This window comes from Flavobacterium noncentrifugens, from assembly GCF_900100375.1.
Taxonomy (GTDB): domain Bacteria; phylum Bacteroidota; class Bacteroidia; order Flavobacteriales; family Flavobacteriaceae; genus Flavobacterium; species Flavobacterium noncentrifugens.
Genome location: NZ_FNEZ01000003.1, coordinates 237,875 through 255,642, shown reverse-complemented (window position 1 = coordinate 255,642; position 17,768 = coordinate 237,875). Strand labels below are relative to the sequence as shown.

Sequence of the window (17,768 nt, the reverse complement as noted above, 5' to 3'; positions counted from 1 at the left end):
GTAATTATGAATTTTAAGATTAAACTTTCATTGATTGTTATTTTACTGTTTAATGTTGCTGCATTTGCCCAAGGCAGTTATACCTTAAAAGGTAAAGTAATTTCAAGTTCAGACAAAGCCTCCCTGCCGGGAGTGAATGTCATGGTGACGAGTTCGAAGGTTGGTGTGCAAACCGATTTTGACGGAAATTATGCCATTTCGGTTACCCCAGGCGATGTGCTTCAATTTACATACATGGGTTTCGCAACCCAGGAAGTAAAAATCACAAACCAGAAATCGCTAGACATTACTTTGGCAGACGGCTCAAACCAATTGGAGCAAGTCGTAGTCGTAGGTTATGGAACGCAAAAGAAAGGAAACCTTACTGGTTCGATTTCTAAAGTGACCAACAAAGATTTGGATCAGATCCCGGTTTCACGTGTCGATGATGCGTTGATGGGACAGGTTGCGGGTGTCAATATCCAACAGACCAATCCAACAGCCGGTGGCGCGCCAACAATTAAAGTGCGTGGACAAGGATCGATTTCATTTGCCGGAAGTCCGCTCATCGTTTTGGATGGAGTGGCCGTGGGCAACGATGCCGATTTCCTCGGAAGTATCGATATGAACACAGTAGAATCGGTTGAAGTTTTAAAAGATGCGTCTTCATCTTCGATCTATGGATCGCGTGGTGCGAATGGCGTTATCATGATCACAACCAAAAAAGGAAAAGAAGGCCCGACGAAATTTTCATACAATACTTATATGGGTTTCAAATCGGTGCCGAGGACCAATATTTTATCAACACCTGAAAAATGGGCGCAACATGTTCGTGAAAACAACAATGGCGAATTAACGCCTCAGATGGCGATGATTGCAAGATTGGGAACTTATACCAATTGGGAAGAAGTAATGTATGACGGCGGTACGATCACCGATCACAGTTTATCGATCAGCGGCGGAACTGAAAACACAAAATTCCGTTCTACTTTAGGATACAACAACGACGAAGGCGTGCAATTGACCGACAATTACAAAAAACTGAATGCCAGCTTAAACTTAGATACTAAAGTCAAAAAATTAGAGTTTGGCGTAATGCTGAATCCTTCTTACACGAAACAAAGGGTTTTTGCCAATTCAAACATCAACGCAATCCGCCAGAGTTCGTGGTTGCCAATCCGTTTGGATGCGCATTCGATCCAGTTTGTAAATCCGGTCACTTTTCCGAATGTAAAAATTGGGGATTATGCCGAAGAGCGATTCTTTACAAATTATGATTTGACAACCGATACACCAGGAACCGGAACCACTTCGATTAATGTAACCGGCGATGGAAACCCATACGCCTACGTTGTGGAAAGCGACAATGAAGTCATGCAGACGAAAATTTTCGGAAACTCTTATTTCAAAATCAACTTTACGGATCATTTGAATTTCAAACAGTCTTTTGGAGGCGATTACCGAATGATCAAAGAAGAGAACAGAATGGGTACGAAAGCGACTTTAAATTATGCCGGTGATGCTTCATCTTCTTACAATTCAACTGAAAGAAGACATACCGTTGCGGAAAGTTTATTGAGCTACAACAATGATTTTGGTAAACACAACGTTTCGGCAGTTGCCGGTTTCACAATGGAAAACTGGGATACCGAATATGTAAGTTTAAGAGGTACAGGTTATACCAATGATTACATTGCAACCATTCCTGCAGCAAACGTAAGTACAGGCGGCGGAAGCATGACACAAACAGATGAGAAGCTGGTTTCTTACCTTTCAAGGGTAAATTATGCTTACGACAACAGGTATTTGTTTTCAGTAAGTTTCAGGGCAGATGGAAGCTCGAAATTTGGCCCGAATAAAAAATTTGGATATTTCCCGGCTGCATCGATTGGATGGAGAATTTCAAACGAGAAATTCCTTGAAAACAGCAAATTCGTCAGGGAATTGAAATTAAGAGCGAGCTACGGTGCTACAGGAAGCAACTCTGGAATTGGGGAATATGCACACCTTGGCATGGTCAATCCAATCAGCACAGGCTTAACAGGAACGGCAAACGGTTACAATGTAAGCAACATTTCAAACCCGGATTTGGGTTGGGAAAAACTCGTAGAATATGACTTAGGGTTGGATGCAAGCATTTTTGGAGGCGTACTCGGAATCTCATTCGATTATTATGTCAGAAGAAGCGAAGATTTGCTATTAAACCTTCCGATTCCTGCCGTTACCGGATTCAACACGGCATTGGTAAACAGCGGAAAAGTGGAAAACAAAGGATTTGAATTGGAATTGCGTTCTACAAATTTCAAAAGCAAGAATTTCACCTGGACCACTTCAGCATTATTTACGCACAACAAAAATACGTTGCTTGATTTTGCAGGAGCAAGCGGATTGATCAGCGTGATCGACCCAAAACGCCCGGCAGAATGGATCGCGCTTGAAGGACATCCGATATCTTCATTTTACGGATATGTCGCCACCCACGAAATCGAGCCTGGATATATCAAAAATCCATTATATCCAATCAACGTGCAGTCACAGGATATTTATGTGAAAGACATCAACGGCGATGGCAAGATCGATACGAATGACCGACAAATTTTAGGAGATCCAAACCCGGATTTGGTATGGAGTTTAAACAATACTTTCAGGTATAAAAATATCGATTTCAGTTTCATGGTCCAGGGTTCACACGGTGCCGAAGTCAGAAATGTAGATTCTCAGTACCTGCAAAATGAATTCAATGCTAATGCAGATTACATTCCGTCGTTCCCGGATGCAGCGCTTGTTAAAGAAAGAATTTTTACCACAGATGACATCCAGGATGCGTCTTATGTAGCCTTGAGAAACATTAACTTAGGGTATACTTTTGATGGTGAACTGGTTAAAAAAATGAGCCTCACAAAATTAAGATTGTATGCAGGTGCTCAAAACCTGGTTTACATCATGGCTAAAAACTACAATGGATACAATCCCGAAGGAATTATGCCTTCATCAGGGCCGGGTTCCTTGCCAACCACGCCAACGACTTACGGATACCAAAGAGGTGCAGCGCCAATTTACAAAACGATCTCTTTTGGTTTAAATGTTGAATTTTAAAATAAAGAACATGAGAAATATTAAATATACAGTTTTAGCACTATTGCTGGCAGGATTTGCCTCTTCCTGCGGGAAAGACGATTTAGAATTGGTTCCGATTTCGTCCATCTCAGAAGAACAGTTTTTCAACAACGATTCTGATATTCTTGGTGCAGTGATCGCAATTTATGACGGACTGCAGGCTGTGCCGTTGCGGGAATTTACATTAACCGAAATGCGTTCTGACAATGCCAAATCAAATTTGGGTGAAGGCGAATTCAAGCAATTGGAAACGTTTGAAGTCCAGCCAACAAATTCGGTTGTAAACGACTATTGGAGTGCGAACTACAATGTTATTTACCGTGCCAATGTCGTATTGAAAAATATCGATGTGATGGCTGACCAAGCCAAAAAGTTGAACTATATCGGAGAAGCGAAATTCGCAAGGGCTTTGTCGCATTTCAATCTGGTTCGCGCTTTCGGGGATATCCCGGTTATCGATAAAGTTATCGGAATTGGAGATAAAAGTTATTTTGCAAAAAGCCCGGCCGCCGCCGCTTATGCATTGATTGAAAGCGATCTTAAAGAAGCAATTGAAAATCTGCCGTTAAAATCAGCTACAACTTTTGGGCGCGCTTCCAAACAAGCCGCTCAGGGAATTCTGGCAAAAGTATACATGACACAGCATCGATACAGCGATGCTTTGCCGCTGCTGACAGCATTGGTAGGCGATACAGGATACAGCCTCAGCGCCAATTATCGTGATGTCTTTTATGTGGAGAAAAACAATGAAATTTTATTTGCAATTCCATACACCGCAGACAGTTCTACGGAAAGCGAAGATTTCTCCTACAATATGACCGTTGCTGGCGGACTGAATTATGTAACGCCAAATTTTGCAACATTTATGAACGCCGATCCATTGGATACAAGAAGATTGACAAACATCAACCAGACCACACCAGCACAAAACGGGAAATGGGTCAACACAGCTGCCGCACCGCGTTTGTCAGGAAACGACTGGATCGTGTTGCGCCTTGCCGATATTTATCTGATGTACACCGAAGCGGTCATGGGAACAGCCAATTCGACAACCGATGCACAAGCGATCTTTTATTATGATAAAGTCCGCAACCGCGCATTTGTTGCTCCAGTGACGAGTACTGAAATTACAAAAACACAATTGCTGAACCAAAGAAGGGCAGAGCTGGCTTATGAAAACCAACGTTTGTATGACTTGATCCGTTTCGGACAGGCAGAAACGGTATTGTCTGCTTATTCAGTGACTTTTCAGGCACCGAAAGATTTATTGTTGCCAATTCCGCAAACGCAGATCAACGTCAGCAGCGGAATCCTGGTACAGAATCCATTATACAATTAATAAAAATGCTGGCTGTGACTTAGATTACAGTCGGCATTTTAATATATTTTTTATTGCATCAATGTGGGAACAGTTATTTTATAATGAAAGCTATTTTTTCCTATTTTTGTCAAACCAATCTGGTTAACCAAATTTTGAATTTAAATTTACAGCAATGAATTTAGAGGTACTGACTAAAAAAGACAATGAGGAAGTGGTGAATGGGATCATTTCAAAAATCAGGGATTACATCAATTTCAAAAATTTGGAGCCAAATGACAAACTGCCGTCTGAGCGCATGCTGTCTGAAAAGTTTGAAGTCAGCCGAAGCAGCGTACGCGAAGCGATTCAAAAACTGGAATTCTACGGCATCTTAAAATCGATTCCTCAAAGCGGCACTTTCGTTGCAGACATCGGAGTCATTGCAATGAACGGAATCATTGATGACATTCTCGAATTGAAGGGTTCCGACTTTAAATCATTGGTAGAAACCAGGATTTTACTCGAACTCAAAACCGTCCGACTTGCAGCAAAACGCAGAACCGACAATGATTTGCAGCAGATCAAAAAAGCATTAAACGCTTTCATCCAGAAAATATTGACAGGAGAAGACGCGATGCAGGAAGATTTATTGTTTCACCTCGCCATTGCTAAAGCCAGCGGAAACACGACGATGAACAACCTGATGCTGATCATTACGCCAGAAATCTTGACCAATTTTGAAAAGTACCACGTGTGCGATAAAAAGGAAAACGACGGTTTGGCCATCATTAAAGAACATACGGAGATCTACGAAGCGATCATCGCGCAGGACACGCAGCTTGCAAAACAAAAAATGAAAGAGCATTTCAAACTATTATATGAATATTGTTACAACATTTAAGTTGGTTGTACCATAAAAAGATCGGTTAAATTCAATAACTAATCGATACAAAACAATTGCTTTTCTTTAGTTAAAATACCAATTTCACCTTGTTAAAAAACACAGGGTACAGGATTTTTTTGCTTTTTTTATTCAGATAAGCCAAAATTTAAACCATGAAAATAAAAGGATTAAGATGGTGGATCATCACACTGATATGCTTCGCAACGGTCATTAATTACATCGATCGTTCGGCACTCGGGATCATGTGGCCGCAAATGGGGAAAGACCTCGGCATGGACGAATCCGATTATGCCGTGATGCTCAATGTGTTCATGATCACGTATGCAGCCGGAAAATTTCTATCAGGAAAATTATACGACATCATCGGAACGCGATTGGGTTTTACCGTTTCGATTGTCGTATGGTCATTGGCTTCAGCTTTTCATGCAGTAGCCCGAGGCTTGTTTTCAATGACATTATTTCGCGGGATTCTCGGATTGGGTGAAGCCGGAAACTGGCCGGGCGCAGTAAAAAGTAATGGCGAGTGGTTCCCGATCCAGCAACGCGCGATGGCACAGGGAATTTTCAATGCCGGAGCCTCTTTAGGAAGCGTCATCGCACCGGTTTTAATAGCCTTTTTATTCGGGCATTACGGCTGGAGATCGACTTACATTATCATAGGAGTAGTCGGAATTTTATGGGTGATTCCGTGGCTGATCATCAACAAAGCAACACCCGAAAAACATCCGTGGATTACTGAAGAAGAATTGAATTTAATCGTTGCCAGCAGCAAAGTAGACAACGCCAAAAAATCAAACGAAAAAGAAAAAGGATTGAGTGTTTTACAGATTTTAAAGCACCGTGAATCCTGGGGCGTTATCGTAGGAAGTTTTTTTATAGAACCAATCTGGTGGCTTTTCGTAGGCTGGATGCCTTTGTATTTGCATTCCAAATTCGGTTTCAGCATTGCCGAAATCGGTTCTACGATCTGGATTTCTTATTTAGGCGGAATGGCCGGAAGCCTTGTCGGTGGCTGGTATTGCGGCAAATTAATGGAAACGAAATCGGTTGATGCGGCGAGAAAAATCACCATTGGAATTGGCTGCGCACTGATTTTCATTGGACTTTTAGCCATCATTTTCCTCGTCGATACTTCAATGAGTTTCATCTACATCGTTGGGATTGTACTTTTCGGATTCCAGTTCGCCATCGGAAATTTACAAACGCTTTCAAGCGATTTATTCAAAGGCCCTTCAGTAGGAACATTAGCCGGTTTTGCAGGAACGATCGGAGCATTTTCTGTCATCATTATCAACTGGCTGATTCCGCAAATTACAAAAGTTTCTTACACGCCAGCATTCATCATCATCGCCATATTAGCGCCGCTGGCCATACTTTCTATCCTGTTTTTTATCAAAAAAATTGAACCGGTAGAACACAAATTTTAAATAACACACATAATTTCAAATACAATAAAAAAATGAGCAAGTTAAAAGGAAAAGTAGCAGTTGTAACTGGTGGATCGCGTGATATTGGCCGTGCCGTATCAATCAAACTGGCGTCGGAAGGCGCAAAGGTCGTGGTGAACTATTTTGACAATGTTGACGATGCCAATGAAACGGTTTCCCAGATAAAAAATGCAGGTGGAGAAGCGATTGCCGCTTACGCAGATGTGACTAAAAAAGCCGATATCGATGTGATGGTTGCCCAAACGACAGAAGCTTTCGGAAAACAGGTTGACATTCTCGTTAATGTTGCCGGCGGACTTTTCGCCCGCAAAACCATCGAAGAAATGGACGAAAATTTTTATGATTTACTGATGAATGTCAATTTTAAATCGGTGTTCTTAGTAACGCAAGCATTCAAACCTTACCTGGTTTCAGGATCTTCAATCGTGAATTTTGCTTCACAGGCAGCAAGAGACGGCGGCGGCCCTGGCGCATCAATGTATGCGGCTTCAAAAGGTGCGGTGATGACATACACCAGATCACTAGCAAAAGAATTCGGCCCACAGGGCATTCGCGTCAATGCATTGAATCCAGGAATGATCGCCACGCGTTTCCACGATGATTTTACCAAAGACCAAGTGCGTGTAAACGTAGCTGCCGGAACTGCTTTGCGCAGAGAAGGAAAAGCAGAAGAAGTAGCAGATGTGGTGGCTTATCTGGTCTCAGATGCAGCGTCATTCTTAACCGGAAATAATATCGATATCAACGGTGGATTGGCATTCAGCTAATTATCCAAACAGAAATAAAATGAAAAAAGTAGTCACTTTTGGTGAAATTTTACTCCGCTTGTCCACCCAGAGTTTTCTGAGGTTTTCCCAGGCCGAGTCTTATAAAGCAACCTATGGAGGTGGCGAATTTAACGTAGCTGTTTCGCTTGCGAATTATGGCCTCGACGCCGAATTTATCACCAGATTGCCCGACAACGAACTCGGGCATTCGGCGATCAAGGAAATGCGAAAGCTACATGTCAAATCGGAAAATATAGTTTTAGGTGGCGATCGCCTCGGATTGTATTTCCTCGAAACCGGAGCCAGCACACGTGCCAGTAATGTCATTTACGACCGTGCCAACAGCGCGATGGCAACGATCCAAAAAGGAACGATCAATTGGAGGGAAATCTTCAAAGATGCCGATTGGTTTCACTGGAGCGGTATCACACCGGCACTTTCTGAAAGCGCAGCTGAAGCTTGCTTAGAAGCTATTGAAATGGCACACGAACTCGGATTAACGATTTCAACCGATTTAAATTACCGTTCAAAACTGTGGCAATATGGCAAGCAACCACATGAAGTGATGCCGAAAATGCTGCAATACAGCAACCTGATTTTAGGCGATATCGATACGGCTTATTTCATGTTGGGCATTGAAAAAGCGAATCCGGATTATCAGGACGAAGCGTCTTTGCCGAAATTATACGACAAGATTTTTGAACTTTGCCCGAATTTAAAAACGGCAGCAACGACTTTAAGATATTCCGTCAGCGCGTCTCATCAAAGGATTGGCGGTGTTTTATACGACAGACAAAAAATATACAACGCAGCAGTTCAGGAAGTTACGCCGGTAGTCGATCGTGTAGGAAGCGGCGACGCTTTTATGGGCGGACTCATTTACGGATTTTCAGAAGAGCTGTTTGACAAACAACGTGCGTTAAACTTTGCAGTTGCAGCTTGTTGCTTAAAACATACGATTGAAGGCGATTACAATTTGGTGACAAAAGAAGAAGTTGAAAAATTGCTTTCGGGTGATTTTTCAGGAAAAGTATCCCGATAAAAAACATAAAATGGCACAATTTACAAGAATAGAAGTCGCAACGGTCATGAAGGAAACAGGCTTGGTGCCGATGTTTTACCACAAAGACGCCGAAGTTGCTAAAAAGCTATTGAAAGCTGTTTATGACGGCGGCGCACGGCTGCTCGAATTTACCAGCCGCGGCGATTTTGCCCATGAAGTTTTTGCCGAATTGAACAAATATGCAATTGCCGAATTGCCAGGAATGATTCTCGGCGTCGGCTCTGTAACCGATGCAGCGGCAGCTTCTTTGTACATGTTGCTCGGTGCAAATTTCATAGTGACTCCGGTATTGCGCGAAGACATTGCAATCGTTTGCAACAGACGAAAAGTATTGTGGTCGCCAGGTTGCGGATCACTTTTAGAAATTGCAAAAGCCGAAGAACTGGGCTGCGAGATCATTAAGCTTTTTCCCGGAGATATTTATGGGCCAAAGTTTATCGAAGGCATCAAAGGACCGCAACCGTGGACAACGATTATGCCTACCGGCGGTGTTTCGCCAACAGCAGAAAGCCTCAAAAGCTGGTTCGATGCAGGCGCAAGCTGCGTTGGGATCGGTTCAAAATTGATCAAAGCAGATGCAGACGGAAATTTCGATTTCTCAAAAATTGAAAGTCTGACCCGCGAATGCATCGACATCATCAAAAGTTTAAAAAAATAAGTGTTTTAAGTTAGTTTGGACGGAAATAGGGCTTTTTCATAGGAGTGGCAATTCATGAGTTTATTTTGTATTAGTAGAAGTTGCATTCTATGTTTAAGAATAGGAGTTGCTCTGAGGAAAAGCCTTTATTTCTTTGTTTGGACGAAGTCAGATTTTTTATTTTTAATCAGACAGTTATTAAAATACGATATACATTATATGTTTGATAGTCTACATTTTTTTCTACCATTATGGCATTAAGGTTTATTACGACAACGCAACACTTAATGAATCTTAATGCCTTAATGGTTTTATCCTGTGTAGGTTTTACCAGTAATTTTTTTAAAACAAATACTTCTCGCTCTATATCGATTGCCTTTTACAAAGAAATAATTTTATTTAAATGTTATGAAACAGTTTCTATCCATAGTTTTACTGCTTTTATCCGGGACAATACTGGCCAAAGTTTCCCTGCCCAAATTCTTCTCCAGCCACATGGTGCTGCAACGCGATGCGCCAATCACGATTTATGGCTGGGCCGATGTAAATAAAACCGTAAAGATCACTTTCAACAATAAAACGCTTTTGGTTAAAGCCAATTCTAATGGTGAATGGAGCGTTGATTTCGAAAAACTGCCAGCCGGCGGCCCATACAAAATGACAATTTCCGAAGAAAACCAAATTGCTTTCGATGACATTTACATCGGTGACGTTTGGTTTTGTTCGGGACAATCCAATATGGGCTGGAAACTCGAAGACGCTTTAAACGGAAAAGAAGAGCTTTCTAAAGCCAATTACGATCAAATAAAACTGCTCCAGGTTTCAAGAACGATGGCTGGAACGCCGCAAAAAGACATCGAAAAAGGCGAATGGAAAACCTGTTCACCTGAAAGTGCTTTAGGTTTTTCGGCTGTTGCGTATTTTTTCGGGCGCAATTTATATCAGGAATATAAAGTGCCGATCGGATTGATCAATTCATCCTGGGGCGGAACGCGCATTGAAGACTGGATGGGCGAAGATGTTATGGGCAAACACGAATCGGCCAGAAAAGTCATTGCCGAAATGAAAAACATCAACTTTCCTGAATTGCTTGCCAAATACGACAAAGACTTCAAAGCCTGGGAAGAAAAAGCCGATAAACTCGATATTGGAACAACCGAAAAATGGTTCCAGGATTCGTACGACAAAACAAAATGGCAAATTATGAATGTGCCGACTTTGTGGGAAACGGCTAAAATTACTCCGAGTGACGGCGTGGTTTGGGTGAACCGGACTTTCGAAATATCCCAAAAAGACTTATCTGAAAAAGAGTTGCTTTTAAGCATTGGAAGGATTGACAATGAAGATGTGACTTACATCAACGGAAAAATTGTCGGGCAAAGCGATGTCAAAGATGTAGATCGTTTTTATAAAGTTTCGGCAGATGTATTTAAAGTCGGAAAAAATACAATAACAATGCGCATCAAAAATACTGGTGATATTGGCGGATTCAGAAGTGCAGCCGCGGCTTTGTATCTGGAAACTGCTTCTGGTAAAATCGATTTATCGGGAGAATGGAAATACGAAATCGGAACCAAAACGATTGAAGAAGTTCCGCTCAGGCAACATCCAAACATTTATCCGACTTCATTATACAACGGCATGGTTGCGCCTTTTTTTGGGATCAAAATTAAAGGAATCATTTGGTATCAAGGCGAATCGAACATGAAAAATGCGGTTGAATATGCCGGTTTATTTAAAGACATGATCACCGACTGGCGTAAAAAATGGAATGCAGATTATCCGTTTATTTTTGCGCAATTGCCAAATCTTGCCAACCAAAAACAGCTTTGGCCTTTGGTGCGCGAATCGCAGGCAAAGGCGCTCGAACTTCCAAATACAGGAATGGCGGTTTTGATCGACGTTGGCACCGACGACAATATCCATCCGATCCACAAACAGGTTGTCGGAAAACGAATGGCCACAATTGCCGGAAACCTCACTTATGGTAATAAACAAGAGACTTCTTCGGCACCTGTATTTGATAAAATTAAAGCTGACGGAAATGCGATAATCGTTTCTTTTAAAAACGGGACTTTTGCTGGTGATACATCAAAATCTGGAATCAGCGGGTTTATGGTTGCCGGTTCCGATCAAAAATTCTATACGGCTACTGCGGTGTTGCAAAATGATTTCAAATCTGTAAAAGTCAGTAGTGAAAAGGTTTCTAATCCAAAGGAAGTCCGCTATTTATGGTACGATGCACCGGGAAAAGTGATGCTTTTTAACAAAGATGGATTGGCTACGCCGCCATTTCGTACAGATCATTTTTAAAATAAAATATTTACCATTAGGTATTGAGATTCATTAAGCAAACACAATATTCAATGAATCTCAATGCCTTAATGTTTCAAAAAATGATAACAAACAAATTGATTTTAGAAAAATGAAACTGATAAAAAATATGTTGTTACTAAGCTTTGTTTTCGCTTTTTTTTCTTTCGGAATTGGAGAAAATGACATTAAGGTCAACAATCCGGATGAATTAAATGCCGCAATTAAAAATGCCGTTCCGGGAACTGAAATCATTCTGGCGAATGGCATTTGGAAAGATATCCAAATCAAATTCTTCGGAAACGGAACCAATGAAGCTCCGATTATTTTACGTGCAGAAACGCCTGGAAAAGTTACTATTGAAGGCATTTCCGATTTAAAAATCGGTGGAAAATACCTGGAAGTCCGTGGCTTGTATTTCAAAAACGGATTTACGCCATCGAAAACCGTTATCGACTTTCGACTGGATTCAACCACGATTGCCAACCACTGCAAAGTTACCGATTGTGTCATCAAAGACTTCACCCAATCCAACCGCAGCAAGAAAGACCACTGGATTGAATTCTGGGGCCGAAACAACGAACTCAGCCATTGTTATATCGCAGGAAAATCGAATTCCGGGCCAACGATTTTAGTGAGTTTGGCAGGAAATGAAAACACCAACAATTACCACCAGATCGTCAACAACCATTTTGGGCCGAGGCCGAGAAAAGGCGGGCCACATGGGGAAACCATTCAATTGGGCGACAGTTATACGTCAATGGCGCCAGGCTTTACCAATGTGTCGAACAACCTTTTTGAACGTTGCGACGGCGAAGTGGAAGTCATTTCGAACAAATCAAACAACAATGAATTCCGAAATAATATTTTTTACAAATCCGAAGGATCGCTGGTTTTAAGACATGGGAATTATTGCACGATCGACGGGAATTTTTTCATTGGCGACGACGCGTCAGATTTCATGGGCGGTATCCGCGTGATCAATTCCGGGCATTGGATCACGAATAATTATTTTTATAAGATCAAAGGCAAGGAATTCAGAAGTGCGCTGGCAGTCATGAACGGCGTGCCGAAATCGCCCCAAAATCGTTACAACCAAGTGACCGATGTTGTGGTTGCTTACAACACTTTTGTGGATTGTGTGGCGCCGTGGCAGTTTAGCGTGGGCGCAAATATGGATAAAAAAGAGGTGTTGCCGTTGCAGGAAATCCGTTCGGCGCGGCCGCTCAGGACAATTGTTGCAGACAATCTGATCTTCAATCAGCAGGCGAATGATTTTCCGATAAAAGCGTATGATAAAGTCGATGGTGTTTTGTTCAAAAATAATGTGATGAACGGCCCAAACAACAGCGATGTTAAAGACGCGATCCAAACCGTAGATTTTTCGATGACAAAACAATCCGATTGGCTGTATGTTCCGACTTCAAATCAATCTGATGTCTTTTCAGGATTTGATTTTGAAACCATCCAGAAAGACCTTTTCGGAAAAAAACGCGCAAATTCGAGTGCTATTGGAGCGATGGTGTTTCCGGTTGACAAAAGCAAAGGACAGCTCGACAAGAAAGATTTTGGAGCCAGTTGGTTTTCTGATGAAAATAAAAAAACGGTATCAAAAACAATCACCGTCAGTTCTGAAAAAGAATTGGCTGAAGCTGTTTCTAAAGCCAATCCGGGAAATGTGATCGAATTGAAAAAAGGAATTTACAACCTCGGCAATTCATTGGTTATCGACAAATCGATTACGATCAGGTCAAAAGATAAGAAACAGGCTGCGGTTATTTTGTACAAAGGGCAAGCAAATTCATCGATTTTCCTAATGTTGCCTAACGGAAACCTGACGGTAGAAAACCTAAATCTTAAAGGAGAAAACACCCAAAATGCTTTTGCGACCAAAGAAAAAGATATGGCTTCGGCCTACAACCTGAAAATCAGAAATACCGAAATCAGCGGTTTTGATTTTGTTTTGAAGGCGTTCAAAGATTCATTTGCCGATACGATTTCAATTGACCATTCGGTTATCAAAAACTGTAAGAACGGTATAAGCCTGGCATCTGAAAATGACGATCAGGGCGAATACAACGCCGAGTTTGTTTACATCCGGAATTCCAAATTTGACAACATTCAGAATGCCGTCCTGGATTATTACCGCGGCGGTTATGACGAATCGACCATTGGTGGAAACCTGGTTTTTCAGAACAATTTGGTCAGCAATAGCGGTGCTTTAGAACCAAGCGGGATTTTGATCAAAACGCGTGGGATCATTCAGGTTGGGATTACAAACAACACTTTTTCAAACAATCCCGTGAAAGCAATCGCAGTGTTTTGGGGTGAAAAGAAGCAGGAGCCGAAAGACAACACCGTTAAAAATTCGGGTGAATTTAAAACAGAGCAAAACCTGAAATTGAAAATGATGTATTGATAAAGATCAGCAAAATAAAAAGCCGCTGATTCGTCAGCGGCTTTTTTATGATTTATGGTCTTGCAATGATTCATTTTTGCAACTCGTGATCGCAATTGGGAACAACAACCCAATAAAAAAAATTCCAAATAATTTCACTGTTTCATATTTTTTACATTTTTATTTTTTCCGAACCTAAAATATGAAAAGTTTGGGAATGATCGTATCTGTATAAAAATTAAATACTTAGAGTTTTACTGAATCGTTATTTTACGCACCGCCGTATTTTCTCCATCACTTATTTTAACGGTGTAAATTCCTTGTGGTTTGCCTGAAAGATTCATATTGATGGTTTTTTGCTGATCTGAAATTGTCGCAAATATTTTTTCACCAAGAATGTTGTAAACTTCTACAGCTGTTTTTTTAGGATTTGGAACCTGAATTTGGAAGATTCCATTTGACGGATTTGGGTAAACTGCAATTTCCGTGTTGCTTTCGAGTGCTTCCGTTCCAAGCGGCGTTCCGATAACATTCAGCTTGAAATTGTGCTGGTAACTTCCAACACCGTTTTGGTAAGCGGCACCTCCGGGATAAGCTGAAAATGAAGGATAATAATAGATATTAACACCACTTATATACAATTCAAATGTATAGGCACTATTTGCAGTAAGGTTTACATCGCCTGTGAGGTCAACCCGGATTGGTGCACCTGCGGTTACCGCCATCGATCCGTAATTTTGAGTGTAGATCGGTGTTGTAGTTACGCCTTGCCCCGAATATACTTTCAGTGTTCCTGCTGCTATGTTTCCATCTGTTACTGCATAAAACTGCACATATTCAAGCTTTCCGCTGCAAGGTGCTAAGAACGCATCGGCCCAACGGTAGCCATTGCCATTTGAATTTCTGGTTCCGTCCAATAATTGAGCGACACACTGTGCCGAGCTGTTATTAGAAATCGAAAGGAATAAGATCCCAATCAGCATGACTAGAGAATTGTAAGGGTTTAATTTTAATCGGGTAGTTTTTTTCATGTTTCAGTTTGTTATCAGCGTTGAAGTTTCTTAAAATGCTCACAAAAATATTCAATATTTTGAATTACACAATCTCAAACAGGTGGTATGTGGTTTTTATCCATAAATATTTATCCAATAAAGGGAAAAATCAAATTGCTGTTTTTCAGACAGTAACGTCAAAAATTGCACAATTACCAACGTTTGCGTAAAAAAATTAACATTTTATACTGAATAAGCATTAATTGTTAGAAATCAATGAGAATTATTTAAATCGTGTAAAATTATCCTGATATCTTAATACTATGCATGCATGGTATATAAATACCTTTGACACTCTAACAATTAAATAAAAAATGCTATGAAATCAATTAAAATTTTAGTGTCTGCATTATTGCTTGTAGGTACGGCAACAGTTGCTACTGCTCAGGATAATGTGGGCAATATGCCAGCAAAAGTAGACAATACAGCATCCAAATCGGTTACTTTCGGAGTGAAAGGTGGGGTGAACTTTGCGAACGTGGTTGGCGGGGATGAAAACCCGGAATCAAGAACCAGCTTCCATGCAGGTGTATTTACAGAAATTCCAGTTTCTGATGTGTTCTCGGTACAAGTAGAAGCACTTTACAGTGGACAAGGCTTTGATGTCAAAAACCTTCAAGGTAGTGATGGTGACAATGCAGAAGTACAACTGGATTACATCAACGTGCCGGTTTTAGCAAAAATCTACGTAACCAAAGGGTTAAGCATCGACGTTGGGCCGCAATTCAGTTACCTTGTCAATGATGAATTCGACTTTAATCCAAACTCTAACGACGGAGATATTGATCTTACCAATACCAGATTTGAGCCTAACAAATTTGACGTTGGCGTAGCGGGCGGACTGACTTTTCAGACTGAAATGGGATTGTTCGCAACGGGCCGTTACACTTACGGTTTTACAAAATTATACGATACAAACAAAAGTGGCGACATTGGTTTTGACGGATTACACAACCAGGTGTTCCAGATCAGTTTGGGATATAAATTCTAACAAACATTTTTAAATGTATAAAGGCATCCTGATTGGGATGCCTTTTTTTATGCGATACAGCAATTTGGTTTGGATTTTTATCGGATGTTAATTGGTGCTTTTCTTGTTCCGGTATTTTTTATATCCGAAATAAACGGCCAACGCGCCAACAACATAAAAGAAAAACGACACTGCTTTTCCCTCGCCCGAAACCGTAGTAAACATGCGTTCCCACCTGATCTTATTAAGGCCTTTGCCATCTTTGTCGATGCTCAGCCAGATGAAAACCGGCTTTCCGATCACGTGGTCAAAAGGTACAAATCCCCAAAAGCGCGCATCGATCGAATTGTCACGGTTGTCGCCCATCATCCAGTAATAATTCTGTTGGAAAGTGTAGCTTTTTGCCAACTTTCCGTCGATAAAAATATCATTCCCTTTTACCGACAATCGATGCCTTTCATAAGTCGTGATCAGGCGTTTGTAAAGCGGCAGCACATCAACATTGAGCGGAATCGTTCTTCCTTTTTGCGGAATGTAAATTGGCCCGAAGAAATCGGTGTTCCAAGCGTACTTTGAGTTGTGCGGAAAGATTTTCGAATCGCGGATGCCTTTCGGGGTTTTCTTCAATTCAAGGCTTTCGATATACGGATTGTTTCGCGCTTTTGCTGCATTTTCGGCAGTAGCCTGTACAAAGTAAACACTGGATTCAGGGTCAAAACCAACGCCGTCGGTAATGTCATACATTTTTAAAATAGCTGAAATCTGCTCATACGAAGAAGGCTGCATTTTAAATTTGATCGCATAAGCAAACTGCAATTTTGCCCTGTCGGGAAGCTGTGACAATGTTCCGCTGATGTAAACATTGCCGTCTTTCACTTCCAGAACATCACCGGGAATCCCAACGCAGCGCTTTACGAGATTGGTCTTTTTATCGATCGGTTTGTAATAATTCCGGTCGGGTGAAAAATTATTCATGTCTAACAGCGTATCGGCCGGCTGGTTGAAAACAACGATGTCATTGCGCTTTATTTCCTGAAATCCGGGCAACCGCAAATACGGCAATTGCAGTTTGTTTGCCCAGGAATTTTCGTTTTCCGAAAGCTTGTCATTAAACAGATAGGACTTCTTTTTAAACAGCGGAATCGTATCATGCACCATCGGAAGCGCAACAGTTGTCATTGGAACCCTGGCGCCATAATGAATTTTGCTAACCAGCAGGTAATCGCCAACCAACAGGGATTTTTCGAGTGATGACGACGGAATCGTAAACGGCTGCATGAAATATGTGTGAATGACCGTCGCAAAAATAACCGCATACAAAAGCGAACTTATCGTATCCTGGATCCCGGCTTTCGGATTGGTGTCGCGGTTGGGGATGTAGTGCAGTTTTTCAGAATTATAATTTAAATAAGCAATGTAAAACCCAAAAGTTATAATGACGAGTACCGTATCGGTTTTGCTGTTTTTCCCGAAGCTTCGGATGGTTTCGACCCAAACGACCGGAAACATGATCAGGTTGATAATGGGTAGAAACAGCAAAATGACCCACCATTTCGGCCTGTTGATGATTTGCATCAATACAACGGCATTGTATATTGGGATTAGTGCTTCCCAGCTTTTGCGGCCGGCTTTTAGGTATAATTTCCAGGTTGCCAAAAAGTGTATGATCTGGATCAGAAGAAAAAAGAGAAACCACCCGAAAAATGTCATGCGCCAGGATTTAATTGATAATGTCCAATAGGTGTGAACAATCAGCAATTCGTTACAGCGCAACTTAATTTTTTTTTGGATCAGAATCAGCCGTTAAAAAGTTTGTATTG

The 17,768-nt window shown here is 41.3% G+C and carries 12 protein-coding genes; 10 read left to right on the top strand and 2 right to left on the bottom strand.

Going from position 1 to position 17,768, the window contains the following annotated elements:
* The first annotated feature begins 6 nt into the window (after positions 1-6).
* The 9 genes from BLS32_RS10700 to BLS32_RS10660 all read left to right on the top strand — a co-directional run bounded on the left by BLS32_RS10700 (position 7) and on the right by BLS32_RS10660 (position 13,947).
* A complete protein-coding gene (locus BLS32_RS10700; protein WP_091395341.1) occupies positions 7-3,075 on the top strand; it encodes a SusC/RagA family TonB-linked outer membrane protein in 3,069 nt (1,022 codons plus the stop codon).
* A 10-nt stretch (positions 3,076-3,085) separates the two neighbouring features.
* Positions 3,086-4,435, top strand: a complete 1,350-nt coding sequence (locus BLS32_RS10695) for a RagB/SusD family nutrient uptake outer membrane protein (RefSeq protein WP_170227558.1) — start codon at positions 3,086-3,088, stop codon at positions 4,433-4,435.
* 154 nt (positions 4,436-4,589) lie between these two features.
* On the top strand, positions 4,590-5,297 hold the full coding sequence (locus BLS32_RS10690; RefSeq protein ID WP_091395336.1) for a FadR/GntR family transcriptional regulator: 708 nt from the start codon (positions 4,590-4,592) through the stop codon (positions 5,295-5,297).
* Positions 5,298-5,452: 155 nt separating this feature from the next.
* The gene (locus BLS32_RS10685; protein WP_091395333.1) at positions 5,453-6,727 is read left to right on the top strand and encodes an MFS transporter; all 1,275 of its coding nucleotides are present in this window, start codon (positions 5,453-5,455) and stop codon (positions 6,725-6,727) included.
* A 32-nt stretch (positions 6,728-6,759) separates the two neighbouring features.
* The gene (locus BLS32_RS10680; protein WP_091395331.1) at positions 6,760-7,515 is read left to right on the top strand and encodes an SDR family NAD(P)-dependent oxidoreductase; all 756 of its coding nucleotides are present in this window, start codon (positions 6,760-6,762) and stop codon (positions 7,513-7,515) included.
* A 19-nt stretch (positions 7,516-7,534) separates the two neighbouring features.
* Positions 7,535-8,557, top strand: a complete 1,023-nt coding sequence (locus tag BLS32_RS10675; protein WP_091395328.1) for a sugar kinase — start codon at positions 7,535-7,537, stop codon at positions 8,555-8,557.
* Positions 8,558-8,567: 10 nt separating this feature from the next.
* Positions 8,568-9,236: a bifunctional 4-hydroxy-2-oxoglutarate aldolase/2-dehydro-3-deoxy-phosphogluconate aldolase gene (locus BLS32_RS10670; RefSeq protein ID WP_091395325.1), complete on the top strand. Its 669-nt coding sequence runs from the start codon at positions 8,568-8,570 to the stop codon at positions 9,234-9,236.
* Between the two features lie 387 nt (positions 9,237-9,623).
* Positions 9,624-11,528 (top strand): sialate O-acetylesterase, encoded by a 1,905-nt coding sequence (locus BLS32_RS10665; protein ID WP_091395322.1) that lies wholly within the window; start codon positions 9,624-9,626, stop codon positions 11,526-11,528.
* A gap of 112 nt (positions 11,529-11,640) precedes the next feature.
* Positions 11,641-13,947, top strand: coding sequence for a chondroitinase-B domain-containing protein (locus BLS32_RS10660; RefSeq protein ID WP_091395319.1), 2,307 nt, complete (start codon positions 11,641-11,643; stop codon positions 13,945-13,947).
* Between the two features lie 233 nt (positions 13,948-14,180).
* Here BLS32_RS10660 and BLS32_RS10655 read toward each other — a convergent pair whose 3' ends face one another.
* The gene (locus tag BLS32_RS10655; protein WP_091395315.1) at positions 14,181-14,957 is read right to left on the bottom strand and encodes a T9SS type A sorting domain-containing protein; all 777 of its coding nucleotides are present in this window, start codon (positions 14,955-14,957) and stop codon (positions 14,181-14,183) included.
* Between the two features lie 340 nt (positions 14,958-15,297).
* Here BLS32_RS10655 and BLS32_RS10650 point away from each other — a divergent pair, with 340 nt between their 5' ends.
* Positions 15,298-15,969 (top strand): porin family protein, encoded by a 672-nt coding sequence (locus BLS32_RS10650; protein ID WP_091395312.1) that lies wholly within the window; start codon positions 15,298-15,300, stop codon positions 15,967-15,969.
* An 87-nt stretch (positions 15,970-16,056) separates the two neighbouring features.
* Here BLS32_RS10650 and lepB read toward each other — a convergent pair whose 3' ends face one another.
* Complete coding sequence (gene lepB, locus BLS32_RS10645) at positions 16,057-17,658, bottom strand: signal peptidase I (protein ID WP_091395309.1); 1,602 nt, start codon at positions 17,656-17,658, stop codon at positions 16,057-16,059.
* Between the last annotated feature and the right edge of the window lie 110 nt (positions 17,659-17,768).